Annotated in this window: 14 protein-coding genes; 7 read left to right on the top strand and 7 right to left on the bottom strand. The window is 31.8% G+C overall.

Annotated features, from left to right (window positions below):
* Positions 1-95: 95 nt before the first annotated feature.
* The 4 genes from AXA65_RS10460 to AXA65_RS10445 form a co-directional block, all read right to left on the bottom strand.
* The gene (locus AXA65_RS10460; protein ID WP_228391665.1) at positions 96-353 is read right to left on the bottom strand and encodes a helix-turn-helix domain-containing protein; all 258 of its coding nucleotides are present in this window, start codon (positions 351-353) and stop codon (positions 96-98) included.
* A gap of 377 nt (positions 354-730) precedes the next feature.
* Positions 731-2179: an ATP-binding protein gene (locus tag AXA65_RS10455; RefSeq protein WP_063970049.1), complete on the bottom strand. Its 1449-nt coding sequence runs from the start codon at positions 2177-2179 to the stop codon at positions 731-733.
* 462 nt (positions 2180-2641) lie between these two features.
* Complete coding sequence (locus AXA65_RS10450; RefSeq protein ID WP_063970048.1) at positions 2642-3253, bottom strand: DUF6088 family protein; 612 nt, start codon at positions 3251-3253, stop codon at positions 2642-2644.
* A gap of 266 nt (positions 3254-3519) precedes the next feature.
* Positions 3520-4503, bottom strand: a complete 984-nt coding sequence (locus AXA65_RS10445) for a hypothetical protein (protein ID WP_063970047.1) — start codon at positions 4501-4503, stop codon at positions 3520-3522.
* Positions 4504-5207: 704 nt separating this feature from the next.
* Between AXA65_RS10445 and AXA65_RS10440 the strand changes: the two genes are divergently transcribed.
* The 7 genes from AXA65_RS10440 (at position 5208) to AXA65_RS10410 (ending at position 13931) form a co-directional block, all read left to right on the top strand.
* Positions 5208-6275: a GTPase gene (locus tag AXA65_RS10440; RefSeq protein WP_063970046.1), complete on the top strand. Its 1068-nt coding sequence runs from the start codon at positions 5208-5210 to the stop codon at positions 6273-6275.
* A 397-nt stretch (positions 6276-6672) separates the two neighbouring features.
* Positions 6673-7152, top strand: coding sequence for a 3'-5' exonuclease (locus tag AXA65_RS10435; RefSeq protein WP_063970045.1), 480 nt, complete (start codon positions 6673-6675; stop codon positions 7150-7152).
* 6 nt (positions 7153-7158) lie between these two features.
* On the top strand, positions 7159-8913 hold the full coding sequence (locus AXA65_RS10430; RefSeq protein WP_063970044.1) for a DUF262 domain-containing protein: 1755 nt from the start codon (positions 7159-7161) through the stop codon (positions 8911-8913).
* On the top strand, positions 8903-11023 hold the full coding sequence (locus AXA65_RS10425; protein WP_063970043.1) for a DUF262 domain-containing protein: 2121 nt from the start codon (positions 8903-8905) through the stop codon (positions 11021-11023). The genes AXA65_RS10430 and AXA65_RS10425 overlap by 11 nt, the downstream gene beginning before the upstream one ends.
* A gap of 123 nt (positions 11024-11146) precedes the next feature.
* Positions 11147-12748, top strand: coding sequence for an ATP-binding protein (locus AXA65_RS10420; RefSeq protein WP_228391664.1), 1602 nt, complete (start codon positions 11147-11149; stop codon positions 12746-12748).
* A 3-nt stretch (positions 12749-12751) separates the two neighbouring features.
* Positions 12752-12985, top strand: a complete 234-nt coding sequence (locus AXA65_RS10415; protein ID WP_063970041.1) for a hypothetical protein — start codon at positions 12752-12754, stop codon at positions 12983-12985.
* 31 nt (positions 12986-13016) lie between these two features.
* Positions 13017-13931, top strand: coding sequence for a helix-turn-helix transcriptional regulator (locus AXA65_RS10410; protein WP_063970040.1), 915 nt, complete (start codon positions 13017-13019; stop codon positions 13929-13931).
* A gap of 439 nt (positions 13932-14370) precedes the next feature.
* Here the strand turns inward: AXA65_RS10410 and AXA65_RS10405 are convergent, their stop codons facing one another.
* The 3 genes from AXA65_RS10405 to AXA65_RS10395 form a co-directional block, all read right to left on the bottom strand.
* Positions 14371-14880 (bottom strand): hypothetical protein, encoded by a 510-nt coding sequence (locus AXA65_RS10405; RefSeq protein WP_063970039.1) that lies wholly within the window; start codon positions 14878-14880, stop codon positions 14371-14373.
* Positions 14881-14905: 25 nt separating this feature from the next.
* Positions 14906-17059, bottom strand: coding sequence for a Z1 domain-containing protein (locus tag AXA65_RS10400; RefSeq protein WP_063970038.1), 2154 nt, complete (start codon positions 17057-17059; stop codon positions 14906-14908).
* A 120-nt stretch (positions 17060-17179) separates the two neighbouring features.
* A complete protein-coding gene (locus tag AXA65_RS10395) occupies positions 17180-17782 on the bottom strand; it encodes a master DNA invertase Mpi family serine-type recombinase (RefSeq protein WP_063970037.1) in 603 nt (200 codons plus the stop codon).
* Between the last annotated feature and the right edge of the window lie 92 nt (positions 17783-17874).

Raw genomic sequence — 17874 nt, 5'->3', positions numbered from 1 at the left:
CCCGAACTCAGGTTAATTATGAATTGTCAGACATGCTAGAGGTTAAATTCCAGAACCAAAATTCAATCCTATATTTATTTCTCTGCTTCCTATTTTCATTTTATGCTTCCTCGTTTTTTAATGGTTTTTTTTTCTGATTTTAGTACATCATCAATTGATTTAAAACTCTGTTCCTTCGGTTTTAAAATATAAACCATTTCTTCTAAACCACCAACAACTGAAAGCAATTTTAGAAATGAATCCAAAGAGATCAAGCCTTTTTGCTCAAATTTCCTGAGAGTTCGTAAAGGAACACCTGATCTTTCAGCCAAACCTTCCCGTGTTAGATTCATTTGCAATCGTCTTTTACGGATATTATTGACTAATTTTTTTTCGGTTTTGGAAAGTGATACAAGTAACAGAATAGTATTATTTAGTGTTGTATTTTAGCAATAAATAATACTATTGTATTACAAATGTACCGATTTTTTAAAAATTATAGCTTCCATTTTCTTACAGTTCAAATATTTTTGACTGTTTCGGCAATATTAAAAGCTCATTACTGATGATAGCTCTAAATTATTTAATAAATTAAATTAATCTTTTTTCACTTGTTATTCAACCCCCGCTAAAGTATTTAAAGAAGCGCTTATTAATGTAGATTGCAGCTCAAGATACAAAAGTGGTACAGTTTTAAAGTGCTGCAAGATCTTTTGAAATTGCTTTTAAATAAACATTTTTAATAATACTGTTAATTGGTAGATTTCATTCTCAATGTATTTTCACCAATATTGTATGCATAAACACATGCAGGCACAAAAGTGAAATTTAGATCACTTACTTTCTTTGTTCCTATTCTAGCAATTGTTGTTACCAAAGCACTATTCAATTGATTTGCTTTACAAAATTGTATGAGGCTACTCAAATCTTGTGGCATTTCATAGAAACGATTGCTCCATTTGATTTCTACTCCCCAAACTGGCTTAAATTTTTTATCGTCCACCAACACCAAATCTACTTCTCCCTCAACTCTACCGTCTTTCCAGCGAGCATAGGTTAAATCCAAATTTTCACGGTGCATCCATTGGGACAATACTGCAGTTTCAACCATGTTCCCCATTTCGCTGTCTGTTTCTTTAACAGGTGAAAATAGAGCCGTTCGCAAAGATGGATTGGTAAGATATACCTTAAAGCTTGTAATTCTTTTAAATCGCTTCGCATTTACATCTACCTTGTTGAGAACCTTAATTAGGAATGCAGCGTCCAAATATTCTAAATATTTTTTTAAGGTTTCTTTTTGTATGCCACTTTCTCTTGACATTGTTTCATAAGAAAATTCATTTCCAGTGTTATAAGCGATATAAGTGAAAAAACGATTCAACTCTTGTACATCTTTTATCCCATATAAACTGGGTAAATCTCGAAGAAGGACTTTATCTACAATATCATTTTTTACATACCGTCCCATATCTTTCTGAATTTTTTCAGATAAAACCACTTCCGGATAACCTCCAAAATTGAGGTATTGTAAAAATTCTTTGTTTAATTCATCAATATCATGTGGAATAAAATATGGAAGTTGTTTTTCTCCATATTCTATAAAACCATTTTTCACTAAATGATTTTTGTTTTTTAAATGTATAAATTCTTGGAAAGTTAAGGGTGGCAACATAAAATCAGTAAACCTTCCTGCGCCACTTTCTGTGCTATGCCATTTTAATGCAGCAGCGGCTGAACCTGAAACGATAAATTTCGTATTTGGATAGCTATCTACTAATACTTTTAAGTGTCGCTCCCAATCTTTTAAGTATTGTATTTCGTCAAAAAAAACATAGCAATCTTCTAAGTTTGATATTTTTAAAGCTTCTTTGCAAAGATCTAAAATCTCTTGTAAACTAAGATGCACATAGATAGGATTATCTATAGGTACGAAAAATATACGTTGTGGATTAATTTTTTCAGCAATTAACTGATCAATAGTATGAAACATCATAACGGTTTTTCCAACACGTCGTGGCCCCATTAAAACCACTGCACGACGAATTTCTTTTTCTTTTACAAAAGGATAAAATAACTCGAAATACAAACGTTTCGACATTTCTTTATATACCGTCGGAATTTCCTGAGTTATCCACCAAGGATTTTCATATTGTAATCTTTCGATAATTTTTTCTGTCGGAATAAGTCTTGAATTACTCATTTTTTTGCTTATTTATACAAATTTAGTAAAAATAAGCACATTGCAATGTGCTTATTTTTACAAATAACGATGAGATAGAAGATTTTTCTGTTTATTTGATTGTTAATTCCCTTATAACTCCTTAACATTCGTCGCCTTCTCTAGCAAGTTCTAATACTCCTCTTTCTCTGTAATCGGCGAATAGCTAAACTCATCATCATGTGTATCGATTGAGATAAGTGTTTTTATTGGTTGACCCTGCATCAATTTTTAGATTTCTTATCTTTTCTATTACATCCCTTGTGTATTAGATTTCTGCGCGCAGAAAGTTTCTGTTTCGGTGCAGTCTTCCTCCATTTCAAATATTATAGACAAACTTTGCGTAACCCACCAGTCTTTTTCAACAGCAAAAGGTGTAATCCCTTTCTTTTCTGCAACGTGATTGAATGCATTAATTCTTGTTTTCTCCGGTAAGTTTAGAATTTATTTTTCATTTGAATTAGTCAAAGCTTTACGCATTATTACTCTGATCCATTCAGGAGCTAATTTAATGTCATGTTCTAAACGGTATAGCTCTTCATTTTTCAAGTGATTTAAGACCGTTTGAATTTCATCATCTGTTACATTATCTTTTCCTCTTTCTCGTAGAGCCTGAATTACTATACCACTAATATTTCCAATTACAGCTAAATTTTTGGGGCTTGCTTTTTTAAAAACAATATTTCGATTACCTACTTTGACAGTTCTAGCTGATCCGTCTGTATGATAAACCAGATTCATTGGCACTTGTGACGACAATCCGAGTTTATTTAGAGATAACACACCTATCAGAATAATTCGAGCTTTGTCCCTTTTTCTTATAGATTCTGTAATCTTTTCTGCCGTTGGCATAATCTCACCTAAATGAGGATCCTGCTCTAAAATAGAAAAGATACCTCTAGCAACTCGACAAACTTTCTTTTCGTTAACCAAACGCTCTAATGCTTTAGAAACAGCTTTGTAGTTACCAAAAGATAAAAAATCTTCTGTATAAAAAAGCGAACCCCTCTTGGCTTTCTTTATTTTATCAAGTATTTTATTATCAATACTTTTCATTAGTTTTAAATTTATTTTGCTATTCTACTCAATACCCTTTAAATTTGATACAAATTTAAAGGGTATTGAGAGTAAAATCGCCCTTCGTTTCTGGAGTTGTCTCCTAGAGTATCTTTATCTTTACGCATACAGGGTGCGCGCAATCTCAAATTTTCTATAAAAACTGGTAATGAAAGTTGATTTATAATATTATTACAAACGTACAGCTAATTTAGCCGTTCCTCTAACTGCCCTTTCCATATTGTAAGTCCCTTATTGTGCGTTCGTTATTTTAATCGTTCAATATTTGCTAAATATTTTTTACAAAGCCTTCTTTCTCTTGTATCAAAAAGAGCTCTTTTTACAGCATAAGTTCCACCAAGTCCAATACCTAATGCTCCCAATATTTCTTTGGAATATTCAGCAGATAATGCTTGAGGGTTATTTATAAGCATATAAGTTGCAAATGGTATTGAAGCGAGTCCAATTCCCATTAGCACAATTTCTCTTGTTAACTCAGAATAAATATCATTAAAACTATTAACAAATTGCCTTTCAGTGATGCCATTTCCAATCGAATCTTCTAGGAGATTAATTTGATTATTGAAAGCCTTGATACTTTCTCTGTTTCTATTCCTAAACTCAATTAATGTATCAAAACTAATTTCAGAAATATTAGCAGGAACAAGTAAGCTTATAATTCCTTTCATAAACTTATTTCTATTAATTGTACCAGGATTGTGGACTCTGGAAAAATTTGAATAGTTGTCGAATTCTACATTATCGGTTATAATTGAACCATTTCTTTCGTATGAAATTTCTTGTGCTAGATGGGTCATAAATAAAAAAGCTAATTCTTTCGGCAAAATTAATCCTTCGCCATTTATGCGTCCAATATTTTCTCTTTCACAAAACTCGCCAAATTGATATGAAAATTTTTCTGAAAAAATTTGATATGTCCAATTTTGGTCATTCCGCCAACTTCTTTCGATATTAATTTGGTTCATCAGCGGTGCTCTCCTATAAGGATTTTGTAAGAATCTTTCAGCCTCTTCAATTGATTTAATTGAAGCACGTTCTCCTTGAAGATATTCAGGTGAATACATTTCAACCAAATCAGTTTCATTTAATAATTTTCTATAATCGTCAGAAATTAAATGCTGTCTTCCATAAGGAACAATACTTTCAAATTTTTCTAGATACAGAATTGAAAATTTCAACCACTCTGTATTTGGTGGTTCTAAATTTGGATAGTATATAAATTTTTTCATAGTGCTGTTTATAATGACGCAAAACTTGTATGTACATGCTATATTATAGCGCATATCCCCAATTCAACTGGCTATGTGATAAAAAGATAAGCGTCTGTCCTTTATCAATTTTTAGATAACCAATCAAATATAATTAATATGATATATTATCAGTTTTGGGTTACCGTAGATTGCATAAAATAAAATTACAAATTCCACTTCTTGTTTTTATGCTGAGACAATATTCGGCTATTGTTTTGAAATAAAATAAGATGAATCTAGTAATTTCTTAATTGACATTTTTCTTTATTTTTTCATTTTTTTGATTATCCAGAATTTTAGCAACGTTTAATGTCCATCTCCTATTTATTGATAAAATGCAAACTCATTCATTTTCAATCCATTATCTAAAAATCCCTAAGTATCAATTTTCCACAATTTTTTGATAGATGTATAAATTAAATATTTATCTGTTTTACGGAATCCCGTAATGATTTTTTATACTTAGTTGTTATATTTGAAAAATTTAACATAATTAAAAGATTTAAAACTTAAAATCTGTCCTTCAAAGCTCTTAGCAATAGATAACGAAATTGAATAAAAATCAAAACTTATGTGTAATAAATTTAAACCCGGTCACATATCGGCATAGTTTATTAGTATTTTTGATCAAAATTTAACCTTTTGAAGTAAAAATTTAAATAATCATAAAAAAAACAATTTACATGGAAAATCCCGAATTTGATTCGAAAGAGTATGAGAATGCATTCAATAAGTCTTACGATGATAAACACGAAGAATTTGAAAAAATTACAAATCAAAAATTAATAATTTCCTTAATAGGAAGTGTAAACGCAGGAAAATCATCAACGATAAATGCTTTAACGGGAAAAAACTATACAGAAGTTAAAGCTCGAGCTGGATGGACAAAAAATGTTTCTCTTTATGAGCTTTCGAAAGGAATTTATATTGCAGATACACCCGGGTTATTTGATATTGATTCTGATGTAAGTAAAAAAGCCTCTGATTTTGTTGAAAATACTGCAGATGTTATTTTATATTTTATCAATGCAGCATCAGGAATGACTGCTCACGAAAAAAGAGCATTTCAGGAAATAGATAAGCTTGGTAAACCTGTTATAATTGTATTAAATAAAATAGATGCACTTGATCCAAACGAAAGAGTAGATGTTTTAAATCAGATAAGGGAAGAAGTTGGATATTCTGCAATTGCAATATCATCTAAAACTGGAGAAGGCGTTCAACAATTACATTCAGAAATAACTAAAACTTTAGAAACAATAGGTAAAGACCTACTTTTTTTAAAGGTGTCAAAATACAAAGAGCAATCCGTAAAAAAGTTAATTAATATTGCGACGGGAGCTGCTGCTGCAGTTGGTGCATTACCAATTCCTGGTGCTGATTTAATTGCACTAACAGGAATCCAGACCACCTTGGCATTAAAAATTGCATACGTCTATGATTTTGAGCCTAGTAAGCAAGACATAATGAAAATAGTTGCATCAACGGTTACTGGAAGTATTGGAAAGCAAATAACAAGATGGACGATTACCGCCCTTAAAGCTGCTGGATGGATTCCAGGTGCCCAACTAGTTGAAATCGCTACGATGGCCGTAGCATCTGCCGTTGCCGCCTCTATGACATTTGCTTTTGGATGGGCATGTAATGCATATTATAAAAGTGGAATGGTTATCAATCTTGATGATCTGTCAAAAATATTTGATGATTTATACAAAAAACATAAGGCAGAAAATGAAGTTCAAAAAGCTTAATTTAGTTGAATAAATACTATAAAAAGAGGTATTTAATGATACCTCTTTACATTTATTAATAACACAAATGACCCGGCCATCGTTCGGCTATGTCACCCAGTACCTTTGTTCCCGAAAACAAGGAAAGCCTACTCTCAATGATAGGCAAAACAAAAATCTAATTACAATGTCAAAATTTTATTGCAAATGGTGCGGTAGCAATTACTCAAGTGTATCTTCTTTAACTTCATTATCGTTTTCAAAAAATCCTGAAGGAAAAAAACACGCCCTTTACGAAGGCTCTGAAAAATCTCAATACACTTGTAAGTGTTGTGGAGCTAAATACTCCAGCTTATCGAGTTTAACCTCGCTTTCGTGTTCAAAAAGTCCAACAAAGAAACATCAGCCAGCATTATAAATGAAAAACTTCACAGCAATCGATTTTGAAACCGCGCAGGGTTTTCGCCACACGATATGCCAGGTAGGGCTTGTACGTGTAGAGAACGGAGTCGTAACCAATGAAGTTAATCTTCTTGTACAACCACCGGATAACTATTACTGGCCACGATTCACCGAGATTCATGGTATCACACCGATGATGACAAAGAATGCCGCGACTTTCAATCAAGTTTGGCATCAGATTGAACCATTTATTAAAGGACAAACCGTTGTGGCTCACAATGGTTTGTCTTTCGATTTTCCTGTACTTCAAAAGACACTAGAATATTACGGAATGACTGCCCCGGCATACGATAAACATTGTACCTACAGAATCTTTAAACAAAATCTGGCTTCACTTTGTGGTCAGTATAATATTTCACTAAACCACCACGATGCACTGAGCGATGCGAAAGCTTGTGCGGAGTTGTTTTTAATACATGTTAATAACCAAAAATAAAATTTTGTGAGTAATCATATTTCAATCAAAAGCGTACAAGAACTCTTAGATTATCAATTCTTCATACCATCATATCAAAGGGGATATCGATGGACACAAACACAAGTTAAAGATTTACTAAACGATATTGACGAGTTTTCCCCAAAAGACATTGCGAACTCTTCTGATGGTTCTTGGTATTGCCTACAACCGATCGTCGTAAAAGCGAAAGATGAAAAGGAAAATAATAATTTATCTGGATTGTGGTATGATGTAATTGATGGACAACAAAGATTGACGACAATCTATCTTATAATTAAGTATTTCGATGATTCTACATCAAACCCTTTCTCAATAAAATATGAAACAAGGGAGTTGAGTGAAGAATTTTTAACAAACATTTTTGAAAAAACGAAAGAAAATTCTTCTGAAAATATAGATTTTCATCACATTTATAATGCATTTAGAACAATTAATAAATGGTTTGAAAATAAAACTTTGGAAAATAAAGTTGCTTTCTGCGAAAAATTTAAACTATTCTCAAAAGTTATATGGTATGAAACTTCAGGCGATTCAATCGATGTCTTTACAAGAATAAATAGTGGGAAAATTCCTTTAACAAATGCTGAACTGATCAAAGCACTTTTTCTCAACAGTTCAAATTTTAAAAATGTCGAAGGGCAGATTGATTTTGAAAAATTGCGGTTGAAACAACTCGAAATAGCTTCAGAGTGGGATAGGATTGAGTATGCTCTTCAAAATGATACTTTCTGGCTTTTTGTAAACAAGGCAGAAAATAACTTGCCAACAAGAATTGAGTTTATGTTTGATTTAATCTTTGAAATTGAAAAAGAAAAATCTCAGACAGAAAATTTTGAAACATTTGGGAATGATAATTATTCAACATTCAGGTTTTTTGCAGATAAATTCAAAGTATCTGACCAAAAAACGATTGAAGATAATTGGAAACAAGTAAAAAATTACTTCCAAACTTTGGAGGAATGGTTTAATGACAGAGAATTATACCATAAAGTAGGATATCTAATTACAGTTGGAGAAAACATTACTAAAATTCTCGCTTTAAATAGAGATTTAACAAAAAATAAATTTAAAGAAGAGTTAGATAGTCTTATAATGAAACGAATTTCCCACAAAAAAAGTATTGAAGAACTTATTTATGGTTCTGATAATAGTCAAATAATTAGAATTTTACTTTTGCACAATGTACTTACTACTTTGAAAAGTGAAGATCAGTCACTAAAATTTCCTTTTGATAAATATAAAGATAAGAAAAAAGGAGGGTGGAGCTTAGAACATATTCATGCACAGAATTCTGAGGAAATTACAGAAGTAGAAGATTTTGAAAATTGGTTAGGAAATATAGACGTAAAACTGCTTCACAATGATTTACAAAACGAGATTAGCAATTTTCATACAGAAAAAACTAAAGAGAAAATTCCCGTTTTGATCAAAGATATAAGTGTTCATTTTGGTGACACGGAAGTTCATTCTATCGAAAATATGGCATTACTTTCTAAAAACGATAACTCTAAACTCAATAATGGAATTTTCCCGGTTAAAAGAGAAAGAATAATATCATTGGAGAAAGAGGGGGCATTTATCCTAATTTCAACAAAAAAAGTATTTCAAAAATACTACGAGGGCTGCACAAAACAAATCAGTAAATGGGAAGAAACAGATCGAGAAAGTTATTTAAATGATATTAAGCAAACACTAAAACCATACCTACAACCACAAAAAGTTACACAGAATGAGCAATAATCCTACATCAAAATTACTAACGTTTCAATCATTAATTAGTGATTGTAAATATGAAGTGGTTCTCCCAATAATTCAACGTGATTATGCTCAAGGTCGTGAAGGGAAAGAAGAATTAAGAGAAAATTTTCTCAATTCATTGCATGGAGCTGTTACTACTGGCGAAAAATTAGAGTTAGATTTTGTTTACGGAGATGTGCGTAAAGGCATTTTCAAACCATTAGATGGGCAACAAAGATTAACCACACTGTTTCTTCTGCATTGGTATGCAGCTACAAAAAATCCATCAATCACTAACACAGAAAATATACTTTCAAAATTCACTTATGAAACAAGAACCAGTTCAAGAGAATTTTGTGAGAATCTGGTTTCTAAAGGGATTAATTACGATGAAACTAAATCAGTATCTGAATTAATTGTTGACAGCTCTTGGTTTTTTCTTTCCTGGAAAAGAGATCCTACAATTCAATCCATGTTAAAAATGCTGGATGCCATTCACGAAAAATTTAAAGCTGAAAACGAAACACTTTGGGATAGGCTTAACAATATCTCCTTTCACTTTATCGAGCTTCAGGATTTTGGACTTTCTGATGATTTATATATAAAAATGAATGCAAGAGGAAAGCCTCTTACAGAGTTTGAGAATTTTAAAGCGAAATTTGAGCAGTTTATTGAGCACAATAAATGGGAAGATCGCATGGATCTTAAAGATACTTTTGCTCATAAAATAGATACTGTTTGGACTGATTTGTTTTGGAAACATCGAAAGACTAAAAAATCTTTAATTGATTTTGAAATTTTAACTTTCTTTTCTGCATTAGCAATTGAGAGCTACGCATTAAATAATAACGACGAAAAAGTTCGTCAACTTTATAACAATCCGTCACAGATAAAAGTGGAAGACTTTGAAAATAAGGATTTGTTTGACTATTTACTTGAAACTTTAGACCTATATTCCAAAGAAAACTTTGACTGTTTAAAATTAGAAAAAGTTCCGATGTGGAATTATAATAATGACAGCACTCTATTTCTTGAGATAATAAAAAATAATAGTAACGATATAAATGGACGCTACATTGGCGCAACCTATGCTCAAAGGATTTTATTTGCAGCACAGACTAAATATTTAATCGATAACCAAAATATTGATGAGAATTTTCAAAATTGGATGAGATTCGCTCGAAATATTGTAGAGCATTCAACAATTGATAGCCCAACAACATATATCAATGCAATAAAAGCTTTATACACATTGTTACCATTTAAAGTAAACATTCTACAGAATCTTAAAGATGGGAATTGTGATAACGTTCGATTTTTTGGTACACAAATTAAAGAAGAAAAAATAAAAGCAATTTTAATATTGAACAATCCTGGGATGAACTGGAATATGCAAATAGACCATGCTGAAGATCACGGCCTATTTAGAGGGAACATTGGCTTTTTGTTTAACAATGCTGAAAATTCAAATTTTGATATTTTCAAGAAATGGAAAGAAAAAGCTTTTGAGTTTTTTTATGAAAAAGGGGTTACCAATTTATATAAAACTAATTCAATTTTAATGAGGTCTTTAATAAGTAGATTTGATAAATGGGGACTTTTGTGGGATAAAATGCCGTTTGATTCATCTAAGGAAAATTGGAGCAGATTGCTAAAAAATTCTAAAATAATATTCTACTTACAAATCATATTAGATACTGAAAGAATAGAGGATTTAGAAAATATGGTGTTGCAAGACTCAAATATGGGCGAACCAACTCACAGATTAGTTCATGAAGATTTATATAAGAGTCTAATCTTAAATGTTATTCCAGAGGGTTCTTTCCTAAGATGGGAGTATAATAACTATATTTTATATCCTTACAACACAAGAGCAGAATGGAAAAAGTATGTCATAGGTAATGATAGAAATAAAATATTGTCTGAACATTATGACAAGATTTCGACAGATCAAAGATTAAAATTTGATGAAAAGCTACTTTCATATTTTTGGGGATGGGACATATATTTTCAATATCAAAATATAAAATATGTTTGGAAATACAACGATAAGATAATTAATGTAAATACAGATAAAGAAGAAATTATAGATTTGTTTCTTACAAAAATTTAACCCCGCCATACTTTGTCCAACTCCCCATCTACCTTTGTCAAAAAAAAGAACATGGAGATAACGACAAGAAAGCAAACCCTTGGAAATATCGGGAAAGTCTATGAAAAAGCAAAAGCTTGTCATTTGGAAGAATCATTCTTCAAAAGTATAGAAATTGAGCTTGATAGTCTATCCCAATATTTTAAGACAACCGAGGTGCAAACCTTTTTTATTGCAATGGTTTTTACTTTTAATTATAAAGGTGATACAGCAGATCTTAATATTTTAAGTGACTATTTCGGTTGTAGTCCTCTGCGAATGCTGGAGTTTCATGAGGAGCTTGAAGATCTTTGCAAGAAAGGGGTTTTCCAGAAAGAGAAATCGAAATGCAGGCTGAAAATTGCAGGCGCAGGAGACCAGTATATAGTTGAGGAAAAAATAACTGAAGCCGTATTACAAGGACTTCCTTTGCCACAAATTAAAACCAAAAATGTATCAAGCATCACTGAACTTCTGGAACAACTCTATAATCTGGGCACGAAAAGGGATGAGGACATTATTTCAACAATGACACTGTTAAGAGAAACAGAATTTCATATTAAAAAAAATATGCATTTGCCGCTCATCAAAAGAATTTCTCAGCTCGAATTAGGAAATGAAGAAACTTATCTTTTTTTGTATATGATCTGGAAAACCATCTCTGGAAGCGAGACAACAGATATTGGGCGGGCTCTGGAAGGTATTTATGATATGAAACAAGCGAGATTCGATGAGATGCAAAAACTGATTTCTGAAGATCATATTTTAATTAAAAATAATTGGATTGAGACTGTCCCTGCAGATTTTTTCAATGATACAGAAATGAAGCTGACGGCTGTTTCATTGCAGCTATTAAATGATTGTGAGATTAAATTATTTATTAAAAAAAAGAAGCAAAATAATATCATTGAGCCATCAGACATTATTCTGAGAGAACTCATTTTTGACTTGGAAGAAATGAAACAGCTAGAAACGCTTAAAAACCTTTTGCAGGAAGAGAATTTTATTGAGACTCAGAAAAGACTTAAAGAAAAAGGCTTACTAAAAGGAATCACGGTTTTGCTGCATGGGCAACCTGGAACAGGAAAGACGGAAGCTGTCAATCAGATGGCAAAAGAAACGAACCGGCAGATTATGAAGGTCGATATAAGTCAAACAAAATCGAAATGGTTTGGTGATAGTGAAAAAATGATCAAAAAAATTTTTACAGATTACCAGAATTTTGCCAAAGATTGTGAACAGACACCAATTTTACTTTTTAATGAAGCAGATGCTATCATTTCACAAAGAAAGGAAGTGATTTCATCGAATGTTGCTCAAATAGAAAATGCATTGCAGAATATCATTCTCGAAGAACTTGAAAATTTTGAGGGAATACTAATGGCGACAACTAATTTAGCCACAAATATGGACACGGCATTTGAAAGGAGATTTTTGTTTAAAATTTTATTTAAAAAGCCTGATTATAAAACAAGAAGCAAAATATGGGAATCTAAAATTCCTGATTTAGATGAAAATGAATGTGAAAAGCTAGCAGAAAAATTTGATTTTTCAGGCGGGCAAATTGATAATATAATTCGTAAAATTGAGATACAGCAGATCATATCTAATGTACCGATGAACCTCGAAAGTATTGAATCTTTCTGTGATGAAGAAATGATAATTCCACAAAGATGTGCAATAGGATTTATCAATTCCAGAAACTAGGACATGACAACAATCACAAGTATGGGTATTAAACTCATCAGAATCTCCCGAACAAATCCTATTATTATAGAAATTTCAGACAATGCAGGAATTTCTTGGAATGTCCGATATTCAGGCTCGCAAGAAGTAGGAGAATTTTATGCGCTAACAAGGCGAGGAGAAATTATTTTTGCGCTCACTTCAACGGGGACGTTTCGATCGGTGGATGCCGGAGCGTATTGGATGAAGACATCTTAATATTTCCATTTTAAACTTATAAAAACAACCCATGGCAAAGCAAGAACAAATGCTCCGGCTTCAGTATATTCAGGATTTTTTACGAACCCGAAAAAATCGCGGGGCTACCTATTTGGAAATTGACCAATATCTTGAAAAAAAATTTCAGGAGAAGGATCTTGCAGATTTAAGTTTCTCCGAACGTACTTTCAAACGAGATCGGGAAGTGATGGAAAATGTATTAGGCATCAAAATTATTTTTGATTTTAGCAAGAAAATTTATTTTATTGAAAATGAGGAGCTGACAAATGCTGAAGAATCTGTTTTTGATAATCTTCTTTTAGTAGAAGCCTATAGGGAAGCTAAAGCCAATTCTGAAATCATATTTTTTGAACCTAGAAAATCCAGAGGATTAAATTTGCTCCACGGAATCATTCATGCCATCCTCCATCAAAATGTTTTAAGTTTCACGTACAACAAATTCTGGACAGACGAAACTTCCCAACGTACTGTTGAACCTTATGCTTTGAAGGAATTCCAGCACCGTTGGTATCTTTTAGCAAATGAATATAAAGCTGATAAACTCTTTGTAAAAACATACGCTTTGGACAGGATTATGGATTTAGAAATTAAAAGTACCAAGTTTAAAAAACAACAATATAACGTAAAAGAAGCTTTCAAAAACAGCTTTGGAATAATCTCTGCCGACGGTGAACCAAAAGAAATCATTCTATCCTTCGACTGGGAACAGGGAAATTACATTAAATCCTTGCCCTTACATCATTCCCAAACCATATTGAAAGAAGAAAACGGAAGAACTTTCTTCCGGTATTTCTTATCTCTAACTTACGATTTCAAAAAAGAGATTTTGTCTTTTGGGAATAGGGTCAAAGTAATTGCACCGGATGGTTTTAGAGATGAGATTGTGGAGGAGCTTAGAGTGTTGTTAGCCAAGTATAATGTTTGAAGATTTATGCTTTTACATTACCTTCATCAAGACTTTGTCTATTATGAAGTAACTGTAAGAATTAGTTTATTAAGATTACAGAAAAGGTATTTTCTAACTTAAATTTTCGTGGAATATTAGAAAGATACAAAATAAGGTATTTATATGTGTTTCATTGCTGAATATGTAATCAATGTAAACATAATTTATGTCTTAAATATTAGATTTGTGAACATGATGAAATTAGATAAAGAATATTTATATGGAAGGGTCAAAAATTTATATAAAATCACATAGAGTAATATACGGGAAATAAGCTCTGAAATAAGTTTATCTAAAATCAAGGATATTTTACATAATTTATAATTTGAAATTAACAGTTTAGCGAACCTTTAAGAATGGGATAATTATACCATTTCTTTTATCGGTGAAATCACAGTAGATTCTTCGAATAATTCATTTATTGACTGCACAAAATCAGCCATCCAATATTGGCTCTATGCAATTGTTCCAAATAAGTTCGTAATAATTGAGAGTCTATAAATCCTAAAAAATTTGAAACTTCCAAATATTCAAACCACCAATTATATTTTCTTAGTTCTTCAAATTCAAAAATATTGAGACAACCTGTTCCCCTACTTCCAATGAAATGTTCTTTACATCTTTGTCTTAGGTATTTTTGGTGCCCCGTATAGACAACATAACCGTCCAAAAGATTTTCTGGGATAAACAAATCTTTTAGTTTGAATGATTCATCTATTTTCTTTGAAAAATTATAGTGCGCCTTGTCATTTCTTTCTCCAAATTTTTTAAGAATGTTGATTGGTGTATCAGTTTTTATCTGATAAATCCCAGCATTTCTGCCAAGTTGAATTGGTAAATTTGCTATTGAAGAAAATGGTTTTATTGGAACAGTAACCCATTTTGTTTCTAATTTCGAATAAAGTATATTGAGGATTTGTTGGTTCATTTTTTTATAGTTTAGTAAATTTCATTTAACTTTCACTATAAACATAATTTGGCATATTAGCAGGCATCATTACTACAGGCCAATAGAACTCAGCATCGCGCCATCCATCAGCTGATGTTCCTGTTTGTTTTAAAAGCATTATGACAGGTTTATTAACTGCCATTGCTTTTGATCTTGGTAAATCAGTTCTACCATCATCTGGTGCATCGGCAAAACTTTGTCCTTGATTTTTTGTTCTGGAAGTTTCTCTGTCTTCTCGAAAGTAAATCCCAATGTGATTTGTTTTTTTGTAACTCAATGCCAATTCCACTGCTTTTAAAATAATATCAATATCCCAATTCAGACCTACATTTCCGAATTGTGGTTCATATGTGTAGGTTTCATTAATTTTTGACAAAATATCTTTTAAAATTTCTAAAGTGATTATACCTTCCTTATTTTCATCCAATATTGGCAATAAAATCTGATCAATTTCTAAAATTGTTTTTTGAATATTCGTTTTACTTCTTGTTTGGAATCCAATTGGTAGTAAACGAGAATATTCTTTGAAAGAAATAACACTTGAAGCTTTTATCTTATTTGGTCCGCAAGGTTTGATGGCAGTTCCTTGTTTTGCAATGAAACGAACAACTGCATTAGGATCTCTTTGTATATTTTCTCTTAAATCTTGATCGAAGAAATGCATATTTCGCATCGCGTCATAAACCCTGTACGATGTATAAAAGCGAGTTACTGCTAAATCATTTTCACTTCTACTTCCATACATTCTGGAATGTTGTAAAACGGTATCCATCTGGAAAGTTTTAGGATTTCTACCGTAATAGAATCCAATCAAATGGTCAATTGTTATTCCTCGGTCGAGGGTTTGTCCGCCAATAAAAATATTATAAGGATTATCCAAACGCAATTGTCCATCTTCGCCTAAAAGTTCAGCTACCTGATTTTCTGAATTCACTACGGTAATTCCGATATATTCATTGACCAAAGCTTCCTTTACATTGGCAACCACAGCTTCTAAGGTTGGAACTTTTGCTTCAATTAATTCTAATGAAAATTCTAACTTGTGATAAGCATATTTCAAATACGTTAAAAGTTCAACTTCCGATAGTTGATTCAATTGAAATAAAATCTCTTCTATTAAGTTTTTTTGCTGTGAATGAATGGCTTTGCCCACACTTGTATGCAACACGAATGCAGAATGATAGGTTTCTGCCCAAGGATCTTTGCTGTTTTCTTCTTGAATTTGCCTGATACTTCCACCTACTAAATAATTAATTACCGCATCTTTAATCGATTTAAAATTGTCTGTTCGTAAAACATTACTTAATGCTTTTTTATTGTAAGTAGATGTACTTTTCGATTTTCCGTTTAAGTAGTCTATCTGGTCATCTGGAACTTGGTTAAAAACGTAACACGCTGTCGAATCGTTATTTAATGCCTCTTCAAAATAATATACTCCACCTACATAAGCAGCGTGTGGATGCAATAATTGAGTGAAAGCCGGTCTGTTGGGTGCGGTTTCTTCTCCGCTTAATTCTAAATCTTCGGGTTGGAGGTATAAAGAATAAGGTGTAGCGGTTACTTGCAAAAAACTATTTCTGCCTTTAAGGTTGATTCTAAAATCTGAAAGAGATTTAGCAATTTTCGCAAAATCCATTCCGTCTTCTTTTTCTTTATCGTTAACAAAGGATACACTTGCTTGGTCTGCCTCATCATCGATAATTAAAATATTTTTGTCTTTCAACTGTGGTACTTCATCAAATATTTTGTGAAGCTTACCCATATTTTTCATTTCCTTTTTTACTACGAAAATGACTTTATTTTTGAGAATATATCCCGTTAACTGGTCTAAATTCTGCAATTTGATAACATCCCAAACGTAAAGTTTTTTAGACGAAATAGGTTTGTCAAATTCCGATTTTAAACGTTTCATTGTTTGCTCTACCAAGGCTACAGAATTTTTGGTAAGCACTACAGCAACATCATAATCTTCATCAAAACATTTTGCCATAACACCCAAAAAAGCACGTGTTTTTCCAGATTGGATAAGTCCTAATAAAACTCCTGGTTTTATCTCATCTGTTTTATGTTTTTTAAGGTTTGAAGCTACTGTTTCCATTACGGATTTTAGTTCTTGGCTGTCATTACGTTTTTCTGTAATATATTGATAGAAACTCATAGTTATTTTAGGTTTTTAGTTTTTAAAAATACGTTAAATATTTAGATATTTTCTCTTAAGTTTGAATAATAAGATCTGTTTTTTTTGGTTTCTATTGGAAATTTTAGCAACATCTCATAATCAAAAATTATCCATCTTATATTTGACAAAACGACTAACCGTTAAACGATGAACGCCCAAAATTCTACCAATTGCAGAATGTGAGACTTTTTTCCCTAGTAATTCCTGTATTTTTTTCTCTTGCCCAGTAAGTTTTGTTTTTGCGGACTTCCTCCCTTTGGGTCTACCAAGAATTACTCCTTCTGCTTTCTTTCTTGCTAATGCTTCTTTTGTTCTTTGTGAAATTAGATTTCTTTCTATTTCTGCGGATAAACCGAATGCAAAAGCGAGAACTTTTGAGTTAATATTATTGCCCAATTCATAGTTTTCTTTTATGGTATAGACCATAATTTCCTTTTCCATACAATCGTGGAGAATCTTCATTATCTGCATAAGATTTCGTCCCATTCTAGATAATTCTGTTACAATTAATTGATCACCCTTCTTCATCTTATTTAGAAGTTTACCAAATTTTCGTTGATCTAATCTTTCTACAGAACTAATTGTTTCTTCTATCCATTTATCGATCTGTATATTTTTGGCAGATGAAAAATTGGTAATTTCAAATCGTTGGTTTTCGACAGATTGTCTTTCGGTACTTACTCTGATGTATGCGTAATTCATATATAATTGTTTCTAAAATTGATTACAATAATAGTAGTCAATTTTAGCCGACAATAAAGAGATCTAGTATTTGGTGGTTTTTTTGATATAGT

Origin of the sequence: Chryseobacterium sp. FP211-J200, assembly GCF_001643375.1 — a bacterium.
Lineage (GTDB): Bacteria > Bacteroidota > Bacteroidia > Flavobacteriales > Weeksellaceae > Epilithonimonas > Epilithonimonas ginsengisoli.
The sequence above is the reverse complement of the archived record's forward strand: the minus strand, read 5'-3'. Positions and strand labels throughout refer to the sequence as shown.